Raw genomic sequence first — 12037 nt, forward strand, 5'->3', positions numbered from 1 at the left:
TTCGGTGGCTGTGCAGTGACGCGGACTACTTCGCCGCTTCCTTGCTGACGATCTCGACGTAGAACACAAGCGTTCCCGAGGGCTGGCCCTGGGAGGCGTTGGGGTAGGCCCACGGCTCGGGGATCACGAGCAGTACCTTGGAGCCGACCTTCTGCCCGGCCAGGCCCTTCGTCCAGCCCGTGATGACCTGGTTCAGGGGGAAGGTGGCGGGCTCGCCGCGGTCGAAGCTCGAATCGAACTTCTCGCCGTCGCTGTAGGTCCAGCCGCTGTACTTGGCCGTGATGCTGTCGGTCTCGGCGACGACGTCGCCCTTGCCCTCTTCGAGCACCTTGACCACGAGGTCGTCGGAGGGCTCGTTCTCGGGGATGGAGACCTCGGGCACGCCCTTGTCGTCGAAGGTGAACGTGGGCAGCTGGCCCTCGTCGTCGAGCTTCTTCACATCCTCGGGCGAGAGGACCTCCGGCTCCGGCGGGGGCTGTTCGGCCGAGATGACCTTCAGTACGATCAGCTGCTCCGGGCTCGCGGGCTCGCCCTCGGCGGGCTCCGGGGCGGGGCGGGTGTAGGCCACCTGCGAGCCGACCTTCGTGCCCACGAGGACCTCGTAGAGTTCGCCGTCCTGCTCCTTGAGCATGTCGTCGACCGGCAGGACCTGGGGCTCGCCCTGGCTGTAGGTATCGCCGAGGACTTCGCCGTCCTGGGCGTTGAGCGCGACGAGCTGGTAGTGGACCTGCTGCCCGGCCTCCACCTCGTCGCCGTCGCCCTCGGCAACCGTCTTGGCCGCGACGCCGGTGACGTCGAGGGGCGATTCGAATTCGACGTCGGGTGCTTCCTCGTCCGATCCCCCGCTCACCTTCACCGTGTCGAAGACCTCGGCGGGACCCGCCGACTTCCCCGTCGTCGTGCCGCCGCATGCCGTGAGCAACAGCAGCAGCGGAAGGAGGATTGCTAGTAACTTTCGCACAGAACTACTTTCAGATTGGTGTCCAGTTCAGGCTGCCCGCAGAACAAAGGGCCCTGACAAGCCTAACGGCTGCGGGCACGCGGTTTCTCCTGGGAACGCCCTGACAAACAGGGGTCGACAGCGCGACGCGCGGCCTAAATCGGTCAGAGTTGCTGCAGCAGCGCCTCCACGCGCTCGTCCACGGAGGTGAAGGGATCCTTGCAGAGGATGGTCTGCTGGGCGCGGTCGTTGAGCTTGAGGTGCACCCAGTCCACCGTGTAGTCGCGGTTCGCTTCCTTAGCTCGTCGGACGAATTCGCCGCGGAGCTTGGCACGGGTGGTCTGCGGCGGGATGTCCACCGCCTCCTTGACCGCCGTGTCGTCCACCACCCGGGCGGCCTCGCCGTGGGCCTGGAGCAGGAAGAACAGGCCTCGGGAACGGGAGATGTCGTGGTAGGTGAGGTCGAGCTGCGCAGCCTTCGCCGAGTCGAGGTCCTCGCCCGAGCGGGCGAGGTACCGGTCGATGAGCTTCTTCTTGATGGCCCAGTCCACCTCGGTGTCGATCCGTGCGGTACTGCCGGTCTCCACGGCATCGAGCACCCGCTCCCACAGGTCCAGGACGGCCGGGACGTGGACGTTGTGCGCTCCGTGCTGGCCGACGAACGCCGTCGCGCGCGCCAGGTACTCGCGCTGCATCTCGAGGGCGGTCATGTGCCGGCCGTTCGCGAGCTTGAGCAGCTGCTGCCCGGTGAGGTCGTGCGAGATCTCGCGGATGCTCCGGATGGGGTTCTCGAGGCGGAAGTCCCGCATCATCTCGCCCGCCTCCACCATCCGCAGCAGCAGGTCGACGGACCCGACCTTGAGCAGCATGGTGGTCTCGGACATGTTGGAATCGCCGGCGATCACGTGCAGCCGGCGGTAGTGCTCCGCGTCGGCGTGCGGCTCGTCCCGGGTGTTGATGATGGGGCGGGAGCGGGTCGTGGCCGAGGAAATGCCTTCCCACAGGTGGTCGGCCCGCTGGGAGAACGCATAGAGGGAACCGGTCTGCGTCCTGAGGACCTTTCCCGCGCCCACGAGGAGCTGCCGCGTCACCAGGAACGGGATGAGGATGTCCGCGAGGCGCGAGAATTCGAGCTTGCGGGGGATCAGGTAGTTCTCATGGCTGCCGTAGGAGTTGCCCGCGGAGTCGGTGTTGTTCTTGAAGAGGTAGATCTTGCCGTCGTAGCCCTCCTGCGCGAGCTTGCGCTGGGCCTCCGAGACCAGGTCCTCGAGGATGAGCTCGCCCGCCCGGTCGTGGGCGATGAGCTGCGCCAGGTCGTCGCACTCCGCGGTCGCGTACTCGGGGTGGGAACCGACGTCGAGGTACAGGCGCGATCCGTTGGTGAGGAAGACGTTGGAGGACCGCCCCCAGCTGACGACCTTGCGGAAGAGGTACCGTGCGACTTCCTCGGGTGAGAGCGGGCGTGAATTGGGCCCTGAGTAGGAGATCCCGAATTCGGTCTCGACTCCGAAGATGCGCCGGTCCATCAGGTGTCCTGTTCGTGCTGGAGGAGGTTCTCGAGTTCGGGGCCGCCGACCCTGCGGAACGCGCGGCGGCTGCCGCGCAGCGTGTCGGGGTCGCGTTCCAGGAACGCGACCTCGAGGACGGAGGGATCCAGCGGCAGAATCCCGGGCTGGGCGCCGTCGGCCGGCGGGCGTGAGGCGTTCCGCAGCGCCCGGGCAGCGGCCCCGACGGCCTCGGGAAGGCTGAGGTCGGAGGACCAGCTGCCGCTGAGGGAGTCGACGACGGCGTCGGCGGCACCACCCATGACCACGAAGCCGGTCTCGTCGGCGATGGAGCCGTCGAAGGTCAGCCGGTAGAGGTGGTCGCTGTCCTGCGCGTGCCCCACCTCGGCCACGACGAGTTCGACTTCGAACGGCTTGCTCTCCGCGGTGAACACGGCACCCAGGCTCTGCGCGTACACGCTGGCGAGCCCACGGGCGGTCACGTCCTCGCGCGCGTAGGAGTAGCCGCGGACGTCGGCGTAGCGCACGCCGGCCTGCCGCAGGCTCTCGAACTCGTTGTACTTCCCGACCGCGGCGAAGGCGATACGGTCGTAGATCTCCCCCAGCTTGTGGAGCGACGGTGAGGCGTTCTCGGCGACCAGCGCGATGCCGTCGCGGCAACTCATCACCACCACCGACCTGCCACGGCTGATCCCCTTACGCGCGAAGTCCGCGCGGTCCTTCATGAGCTGCTCGGGGGAAACGTAGAACTGCTGTGTCATGGCCTATGCCTCCCGGCCCGCCGCGGAGCGGGCTTCGATGATGGTGTGCGCCGCGGACTCGAGGTCGCGCTCCGGGATGCGCCGCGCTCCGGCTCCGTCCACGACGTAGACGACGGGCCAGAGGGCACGGACGGTGTCCGGACCGCCGGTCGCGGAGTCGTCGTCGGCCGCGTCGTAGAGGGACTCGACGGCGACTCGCACCGCCGACGCCTCCGTCAGGCGCGGATTCCACAGCTTCTTCAGCGCACCCCGCGCGAAGACCGAGCCGGACCCGACCGAGTGGTGTTCGTGCTCCTCGTAGCGTCCGCCGGTGACGTCGAACGAGAACAGCCTCCCGACGTGGCGGTCCGTGTCGAAGCCGGCGAAGAGCGGCACCACGGCGAGTCCCTGCATCGCCATGGGGAGGTTCTGCCGGACCATGGCGGCGAGGCGGTTGGCCTTGCCGTCCAGGCTCATCATGGTCGCTTCGATCTTCTCGTAGTGCTCGAGCTCCACCTGGAACAGTCGCGTCAGGTCGAGGCCGATCCCGGCGCTGCCGGCGATCCCCAGCACGGAGTACCGGTCGGCAGGGAACACCTTCTCGATGTGGCGGCTCGCGATCACGTTGCCCATCGTCGCCCGGCGGTCGCCCGCCATCAGAACGCCCCCGGGGAAGGTCAGCGAGACGATCGTCGTGGCATGCGGCGCCAGGTGCGAGGCATCGGTGGACGCGGTCACCGGACCGAGCGTCCGGTTCGACGGCAGCAGCCCGGGATGGTGGGTGCCCAGGAAGTCGGCAAAGGATGTCGAGGCGGCCCGGGGAACCGCAGCTGCTGCATCATCCGGGAGCATCCGCTACTGGCCGCCCTTCTGCACGAACCCGCGCACGAACTCCTCGGCGTTGGACTCGAGGACGCCGTCGATCTCGTCGAGCAGATCGTCGACGCCCTGGGTCTGGGTGGAGTCCTGCGCCGCGGGAGCAGCGGGGGCGGGCTCGGGGATCTCCTCCTCCGCCTCGGTGGACGATCCGCCGGTTGTGATGCGGTCCTGTGTCGCCATGATGGCCACCCTCTCCGTGTTCGTGATCACTTCAGTGATCTGGTCCTATGGTGCCACGCGCCGATCCGGGTCGCTCAACAATCGGGCGAGGAAATCCTCGGCATCGGCTGCCACGTCGAACAACTCCTCGGTGAGCATCGCCGTGCCCCTGAGTGGCTCGCGCGTCTGCACGCGCTGCAGCCGCCGTTCCCCCGCCAGCTCGAAGATCAGGGAGTCCCAGCTCGCCCCGACGACCTCGGCCGGGTACTCGGAGATGCAGCGGCCGCGGAAGTACGCCCTGGTGTCGCGCGGCGGCTGGACGGCGGCGCGGGCGACCTCCTCGGGATGCACGAGCAGTTCGACGTCGCCGCGGCGGGCCAGTCGCTGGTAGATGCCCTTCTCGGGCCGGAGGTCGGCGTACTGCAGGTCCACGAGGGCCAGCCGCGGGTCCGTCCAGGCGAGACCGTCCCGCGCCCGGTACGCTTCGAGCACCTTCAGCTTGGCGATCCAGTCCACGTGGCGGGCCGCCTCCATCGGCTCCCGCCGCAGTGTCTCCAGCAGCGCCCGCCACCGGTCGACGACGTCCCGCGTCTGCTCGTCGGCGCCGGCAGGGACGGCGTCCATCACCGCCTCGCAGTACAGTTCCTGCAGCTCGAGCCCGGTGATGCTGCGGCCGTCCGCCAGCCGGACGGCCGCCTTCAGCGTCGGGTCGTGGCTGATCGTCCGCAGCGCCTGGACCGGGTCCTCCAGCGTGGGAGCCGGCGCGAGGCCCTGCTCGACCAGCGCGAGGACAAGGGACGTCGTCCCCAGCTTCAGGTAGTTGGACACCTCGTTCAGGTTGGCGTCTCCGATGATCACGTGCAGCCGCCGGTATTTCTCCGCCACCGCGTGCGGCTCGTCCCGCGTGTTGATGATGGGCCTGCGGACCGTCGTCTCCAGGCCGATCTCGTTCTCGAAGAAGTCCGCCCGCTGGCTGACCTGGAAGCCGGGCTCCTGGTTGAGCGGGCCCTTGCCGACGCGTCCCGCGCCGCAGATCACCTGGCGGGAGACGAAGAAGGGAATCAGGGCCTCGGCGAGCTTCGAGAACGGGACGCTCCGGGGCACGAGGTAGTTCTCGTGCGACCCGTAGGAGACGCTCTTGTTGTCCGTGTTGTTCTTGTACAGGATCACGGGCGAGAAGCCCGGCGTGGTTGCGATCCGCTCCATTGCAGCGACGGCGACGTGGTCCCCTGCCCGGTCCCAGAGGACGGCGTCGAGCGGATTCGTCACCTCCGGCGATGAATACTCGGGGTGGGCGTGGTCGACGTACAGCCGCGCCCCGTTGTTGAGGACGAGGTTCATCAGCACGGCCGCCTCGGCGGCCTCGCCGCGTTCGAGGGCGATCTGTTCGGCGGTGAGTTCGGGCGGCTCGTCGGTCAGCTGGCTCGGATGCGCACTGCCCCGGTCCATCCGGAACCCGCGGGCGTCCGTCAGCGGGGTCTCGTCCGTATAGTCCCAGCGGGTTCCGGCGAGGTTGCCGAGCCCTTCCCGCAGGGTGGCCGCGTAGGCGTTGACCACCTGGGAGGACAGCAGCGTCGGATTGGCCGACGGCAGGGCGGGCGCGATGATGCCGTACTCCGTCTCCGTCCCCATCACCCGATGGACCGAGATCCCCTCGCCCACCGCCGGCGATGCACCGCGCCGACCGGCCCGTCGTCCCCCCGTTTCAATCACAGATACTGGCCCGTATTCGCCGTCGTCTCGATCGACTTGCCCGGCTCCTGGCCCGCCTTGCCCTGGACGATCGTCCGGATGTACGTGATGCGCTCGCCCTTCTTGCCGGAGATGCGTGCCCAGTCGTCGGGGTTGGTGGTGTTCGGCATGTCCTCGTGCTCGCGGAACTCGTCCACCACGGCCCGCATCAGGTGCTCGATGCGCAGGCCCTTGCTGCCGTCGAGGAGGAGGTCCTTGATGGCGTACTTCTTCGCGCGGTCCACGACGTTCTGGATCACCGCGCCGGAGTTGAAGTCCTTGAAGTACAGCATCTCGGTGTCCCCGTTGGCGTAGGTCACCTCCAGGTACTCGTTCCGCTTGTCCGTGGAGTACATCTGCTCGACGGTGCGGCGGATCATCTCCGAGATCGTGGTCTGCGGATCGTTGCCGTTCTCCGCGAGGTCGTCCGCGTGCAGCGGCAGGTCGGCGGTGATGTACTTGGCGAAGATCTCGGCAGCGCCCTCGGCGTCGGGCCTCTGGATCTTGATCTTCACGTCCAGCCGGCCGGGTCGGAGGATGGCAGGGTCGATCATGTCCTCACGGTTCGAGGCACCGATGACGATCACGTTCTCGAGCTTCTCGACGCCGTCGATCTCGCTCAGCAGCTGGGGCACGATGGTGGTCTCGACGTCGGAGGAGACGCCGGTACCGCGGGTGCGGAACAGCGAATCCATCTCGTCGAAGAACACGACGACGGGGCTGCCGTCGGAGGCCTTCTCGCGGGCGCGGGCGAAGATGAGGCGGATGTGGCGCTCCGTCTCGCCCACGTACTTGTCCAGCAGCTCCGGGCCCTTGATGTTCAGGAAGTAGCTGCGGATCTGCTCGAGGCCGGCCCTTTCCGCAGCCCTGGCGGCGAGGCTGTTGGCCACGGCCTTCGCGATCAGGGTCTTGCCGCACCCGGGCGGACCGTACAGGAGGATGCCCTTGGGTGGCTTGAGGCCGTGCTCCCGGTAGAGGTCCGGGTGCAGGAACGGCAGCTCGACGGCATCGCGGATCTGCTCGATCTGCGGACCGAGACCGCCGATGTCACCGTAGGCGATGTCCGGGACCTCCTCCAGCACGAGGTTCTCGACCTCGCTCCGCGGTACCTTCTCGAGGCCGTACCCCGACTTGGTGTCGACGGCGAGTGCGTCGCCCACGCGGATCTTCTCCGCCTGCAGCGGACCGCTGAGCCGGATGACGCGCTCGTCGTCCGTCCGGCCGACGACGAGCGCACGGTCCGCGCCCAGCAGTTCCTTGACGGTGACGATCTCCCCGGCCCGCTCGAAGCCGAGCGCCGCCACGATGGTCAGTGATTCGTTCAGCAGGACCTCCTGCCCGGGGGTGAGCTGCCGCACGCTGATGAGGGGGCTGACCGTCACCCGGAGCTTCCTGCCCGACTGCAGGATGTCGGCCGTGTCCTGGACGGTCGCCTCGGTGGTGGTTCCCGGCTCGGCAGGACGCCTCGGGTTCACCTGCATCACGGTGGCGAAACTGAACGGCGCCGCGCCCTCCTTCTCGAGGGCGGCCTTCAGCCGGACGATCTCCGTCCGCGCCGCCTCCAGGGCGGCGACGAGCTTCCCGTTGTTCTGCGTCGCCGAAGCGAGCTGGCGGTCGATATGACGCAGCTTGTCCCGGAGGACATTGAGTTGGCGCTGGGTGACCGAAGTGTCGACGGGAGGGGTTGCGCCCCGCGGCTCAGCGGCAGGAGCGTTGTCTTCGGAGTTCGGCATATCGGTTCGCCACTTTCGGTTCGACCTTCAGCTGTCTTTCGACCTTAGCGCAGACGCAGGTCCCCGGTGAGTCCTGTTAACAAGTGCACGGTAACTATCCGCACACTCCTGCCGGGCCCCCGTCTACTCGACCGTTCCCCCGTCGGCAATGGCGTCGCGACGTGCCTGCGCTTCCTCCGGTGGCAGGGATCCCCGCTGGATCGTCGACGCTGCGTCCCGCGCCACCCTGCGCAACCGCTTGTCGGAGACGTCGCGCTCACCGACGGCCTGCGGCGTCCAGGCATTGAGGTCCTCCTCGCTGAACCCCGTCTTCGACGGCCTGCGCTTCGGGGTGAAACCCGTGGCGCCCTCGGCCAGCCTGCGGGTGGTGAGGAGGAAGCCGGTGTGGGCGACCATGCGATGGTCGGGGCGGACGGCGAGTCCCTCGAGGTGCCAGCCGCGCACCATCGACTCCCAGCCCTCGGGTTCCGTGAAACGCCCGTCGGCCCGGATCGCCTCGGCGGTGCGCGACAGCTGCGTCACCGTGGCGACGTAGCTGATCCAGACGCCGCCTGCGGCGAGCACGGTGGCGACGGCGTCGAGGCACTCCCAGGGTGCGAGCATGTCGAGGACGACCCGGTCCACCGAGCCCGGTTCCTCGTGCTCCACGACCTGCTCCTGGAAGTCGCCGAGCGTGATCTGCCAGGCCGGGTGGGGCCCGCCGAAGATCGTCTCGACGTTCCCCCGGGCGATGTCGGCGAATTCCTCGCGGCGCTCGAACGAGTGGAGGTAGCCGGAATCACCGACCGCGCGCAGGAGCGAGATGGAGAGCGCCCCCGAACCGACGCCTGCCTCGACGACGCGCGCTCCCGGATAGATGTCGGCCATCGTCACGATCTGGCCGGCGTCCTTCGGGTACACGACGGCCGCGCCGCGGGGCATCGAGAGCACGAAGTCCGACAGCAGCGGCCGCAGCGCCTGGTACAGCTGGCCGGTGGTGTTCTCGAGGATGGTCCCCTCGGTGGCACCGATGAGGGCGTCGTGCTGCAGGAAGCCCTTGTGCGTGTGGAAGGCACCGCCGGGCGTGAGGGTGATGGTGTTCATCCGCCCCTTCTCGTCGGTCAGCTGGACGCGCTCGCCGGCGCGGAACGGTCCGCGGCGGGCAGCCGCGCCGTGGGGGCCGGCGGGCGCTTCGGGGGTGGTCTGGGTGGTACTCATGGTTCGTCCTTCGGCGGCCGGCGGACCGGCCTCGTGGTGGAAGTTGGATCTTCGGGGGGAACTGTCAGGGAACGGGGCATGAGGGCAGGCGGACGTCACACCACCGGCAGGGGGGGCACTAGGGACCGGGCGTGGCCTTGCCGGTGATGGCCTGGACGACCGTCCGCTGGTGCAGCACGCCCGTCACGGCACCGAGGCGGTTGATGACGGCGTACTCGTTCCCCTCGAGCCGGGCGAGGAACTGCAGGAGCTCCTGGCCCTCGGCCGACTCCGGCACGTACGCGCCGGCCGCCAGCCGGCGTGCGGCGGCGTTGACGGCCGTCGTCGCGGCCACGTCGTCGGGGACGGCGAGGAGCGCGGCCTCGTCGACGACGGCCTCGGGCTCGCCCGAGGGGCCGGTCAGGACGACCGCCGCTCCGGGGTTGTCCCGCAGGAGCCGGTGCGCAGCGAGGACCGTTGTGCCCGCGGGGACCCCGACGGCGCGCTGCTGCAGCCGGCCGGCGCTGATGGCGGGAAGGCGCAGGCGCATGCGCGCGTTCTCGATGGCGGCCGTGGCGCCCATCCACAGGGATGCGCCCATGACGACGGTGAGAACGATGACCAGCAGGTCAGGGCCGCGCCCCTGCACCAGCTGGACGCCCACCACCGAAGCGAACAGGAGGAGGACGATGATGCGTCCGGCCCAGCCGGCCGCCACCGTGCCCTTCTCCTGGCTGCCGGTCGCCTTCCAGACCACGCTCTCGACGAGGCGCCCGCCGTCCAGCGGCAGGCCCGGCAGCACGTTGAACAGGGCGACGAGGAGGTTGGCCCAGACCAGGATCGTGGCGAGCAGATAGGACACCGACCCGGGCACGAGGACCTGCAGGATCACCCACCCGAGGCCCGCGAGCACGAAGTTCGCCGCGGGCCCGGCGAGGGCGACGGCGAGTGATCTGCCCGGCGAGGCATTGAAGCTTGCGAACTGCGTGTGGCCGCCCCACAGGTTCAGGACGATTCGGGTGGTCGGCCAGCCGAAGGCACGCGCGGTGAGGGCATGGGCCAGTTCATGGATGAGGACGGACGCGGCGAGGAGCAGGGCGTAACCGAGAGCGACGGCGTAGGCGCCGGCACCGATGCCCGGGAACGCCGCCGAGACGCGCGGCCCGAAGACGAGCACGATGAAGGCCGTGATGACGAACCATGACCAGGCGAGGACGACGGGGATGCCGGCGAGGCGGCCGAGCGACAGCCCGGGGCTCCCCTGCGTCCGGACCGGTTGCCGCCCGCTACTCATGCCGGTCCTTGCCCGTCTCCTCCGGCAGGAGCGCGGCGAGATCGGCGGGCGTCCGGCCCGCCAGGGTGTCCCAGTCGGTGCGGCGCCCGTCGGGCGGCAGGGGGACGAAGTGGGGAACGGCGAGCGTCACGAGTCCGGCGGCGAGCGCCGAGGTGACACCCGGCAGGGAGTCCTCGATCGCGACGACCCGGTCCTTGCGGAGCCCCGGGTGATCCGCTGCCAGCAGGTCGAAGCCCAGCTGGTAGGCCTCCGGATCCGGCTTTCCTGCGGTCACACGGTCACCGGTGACGAGGTGGGAGAAGGTGCCTTCCGGCAGCTGCGCGGCGATCTCGCCGGCGAGGAGGCTCTCGGACATCGTGACCATGGCGCACGGGACGCCTTCCGCACGCAGGGCCGAGAGCAGCTCTCGCGCTCCGGGACGCCAGGGCACGGCGGCCCGCACGTCCGCGGCCACGCGGTCCGTCAGATGCTCGATGATGCTGCGGACGTCCAGAGCGACGCCGGCCTGCTGGAGCACGCCGGCGGAGTACTCGAGGGCCTGGCCCACGAGGGCGGTCGCCTGCTCGGTGGTCCAGGTTCCGCCGTGGGACTCGACCAGTTCCTTCTCCGCCCGGATCCAGTACGGCTCCGTGTCGACGATCGTCCCGTCCATGTCCCACAGCACGCCCTGCAGTCCCCGATCGTTTCCCGACCGTCCGGAGACGGTCCGGTGGATCTCGGTCGGACGGGTTCGGACACTGCCGGTGAGGTGGTTGGCCATGCCTTCAAGTCTACGGTGGCCCCTTGACGGACCCGTGCGTCAGCTCTCCGCGTAGCCGCGGAACCCCCGCCTGACATGGCCGCGCGCAGGGGTTTAGGGTGAGACGGTGGACAGCTTCGAAGAGAACCAGCCGACCGGCGTACAGGACCTTTTCCAGGATGCCGGCGAGCCAGAGCGCCGGATCACCGTCATGCTCGCGGCCTTCGAGGGCTGGAACGACGCCGGGGAAGCGGCCAGCGACGCCCTGAAGTACATGGGCCGGTACTTCGGCAGTGAGCGCATCTCGACAATCGACGCCGACGAGTTCTACGACTTCCAGTTCACCCGCCCCATGATCAAGCGGAACTCCTCGGGCCAGCGGCGCATCAAGTGGCCCAACACGCGCATCAGCAAGGCGGTCGTCTCGAAGTCCAACGTCGACCTGATCCTCGTCAACGGGGTGGAGCCCTCCTACAAGTGGCGCGCTTACACCGCCGAGCTCGTCGCCCTGGCGAAGGAGCTCAGCGTCGACTGCATCGTCCTGGTCGGAGCACTGCTGGCCGACGTCCCGCATTCGCGCCCCATCCCCGTCACGGTCACCTCCGACGACGACCTCGTCCGGGAGAGCCTGGACGTCGAGCCGTCGACGTACGAGGGCCCGATCGGCATCGTCGGCGTGCTGGCCGAGATGGGCCTGCTCGCCGATATCCCCACCATGTCCCTCTGGGCTGCCGTCCCCCACTACGTGGGCCAGTCGCCGTCGCCGAAGGCCCAGCTGGCCCTCCTGAACAAGCTCGAGGAGATCCTGCAGATCACGGTGGACACCCACGTGCTGACGGAGGAATCGGAGGCCTGGGAACGGGGAGTGGACGAGCTCGCCACCGAGGACCCCGAGGTCGCGGCCTACGTGCGCCAGCTCGAGGAGGCCAAGGACACCGTGGACCTCCCGGAGGCGAGCGGCGAATCGATCGCCCGTGAGTTCGAGCGCTACCTGAAGAAGCGCCGCCGCGAACAGTAGGCCGGACGGGGTGCGGGACGTCTGACCCGGCCGTGGCCGTGACGGGTGCATCCACGGGGCCGGCCGTGGCCGTGACGGGTGCATCCACGGGGCCGGCGGCGGCGGAGGGCTATGCCGCCCCGT

At 69.1% G+C, this 12037-nt stretch carries 11 protein-coding genes; 1 reads left to right on the plus strand and 10 read right to left on the minus strand.

The window, feature by feature from the left end; genetic code table 11:
* Positions 1-25: 25 nt before the first annotated feature.
* From ACX80I_RS06995 to ACX80I_RS07040, 10 genes are all read right to left on the minus strand, one after another.
* Positions 26-961 (minus strand): FKBP-type peptidyl-prolyl cis-trans isomerase, encoded by a 936-nt coding sequence (locus tag ACX80I_RS06995; protein WP_459344408.1) that lies wholly within the window; start codon positions 959-961, stop codon positions 26-28.
* 143 nt (positions 962-1104) lie between these two features.
* Positions 1105-2466: a Pup--protein ligase gene (pafA, locus tag ACX80I_RS07000; RefSeq protein WP_459344409.1), complete on the minus strand. Its 1362-nt coding sequence runs from the start codon at positions 2464-2466 to the stop codon at positions 1105-1107.
* Positions 2466-3206 (minus strand): proteasome subunit alpha, encoded by a 741-nt coding sequence (prcA, locus tag ACX80I_RS07005; protein WP_459344410.1) that lies wholly within the window; start codon positions 3204-3206, stop codon positions 2466-2468. The genes pafA and prcA overlap by 1 nt, the downstream gene beginning before the upstream one ends.
* A gap of 3 nt (positions 3207-3209) precedes the next feature.
* Entirely contained in the window at positions 3210-4037 is an 828-nt protein-coding gene (prcB, locus tag ACX80I_RS07010) for a proteasome subunit beta (RefSeq protein WP_459344411.1), read from the minus strand.
* A 3-nt stretch (positions 4038-4040) separates the two neighbouring features.
* Entirely contained in the window at positions 4041-4244 is a 204-nt protein-coding gene (locus ACX80I_RS07015) for a ubiquitin-like protein Pup (RefSeq protein ID WP_459344412.1), read from the minus strand.
* A gap of 45 nt (positions 4245-4289) precedes the next feature.
* The gene (gene dop / locus ACX80I_RS07020; protein WP_459344413.1) at positions 4290-5855 is read right to left on the minus strand and encodes a depupylase/deamidase Dop; all 1566 of its coding nucleotides are present in this window, start codon (positions 5853-5855) and stop codon (positions 4290-4292) included.
* A gap of 77 nt (positions 5856-5932) precedes the next feature.
* Positions 5933-7687 (minus strand): proteasome ATPase, encoded by a 1755-nt coding sequence (gene arc / locus ACX80I_RS07025; RefSeq protein ID WP_459344414.1) that lies wholly within the window; start codon positions 7685-7687, stop codon positions 5933-5935.
* A gap of 123 nt (positions 7688-7810) precedes the next feature.
* Positions 7811-8884 (minus strand): tRNA (adenine-N1)-methyltransferase, encoded by a 1074-nt coding sequence (locus tag ACX80I_RS07030; RefSeq protein WP_459344415.1) that lies wholly within the window; start codon positions 8882-8884, stop codon positions 7811-7813.
* A gap of 118 nt (positions 8885-9002) precedes the next feature.
* On the minus strand, positions 9003-10157 hold the full coding sequence (locus tag ACX80I_RS07035) for a site-2 protease family protein (protein WP_459344416.1): 1155 nt from the start codon (positions 10155-10157) through the stop codon (positions 9003-9005).
* Positions 10150-10917 (minus strand): HAD family hydrolase, encoded by a 768-nt coding sequence (locus ACX80I_RS07040; RefSeq protein ID WP_459344417.1) that lies wholly within the window; start codon positions 10915-10917, stop codon positions 10150-10152. Before ACX80I_RS07040 ends, ACX80I_RS07035 begins: the two co-directional genes overlap by 8 nt.
* Before the next feature lie 106 nt (positions 10918-11023).
* On the opposite strand from ACX80I_RS07040, the gene ACX80I_RS07045 reads away from it, so the two are divergent.
* On the plus strand, positions 11024-11914 hold the full coding sequence (locus ACX80I_RS07045) for a PAC2 family protein (RefSeq protein ID WP_459344418.1): 891 nt from the start codon (positions 11024-11026) through the stop codon (positions 11912-11914).
* The last annotated feature ends 123 nt before the right edge of the window (positions 11915-12037 follow it).

This window comes from Arthrobacter rhamnosi (assembly GCF_054510855.1).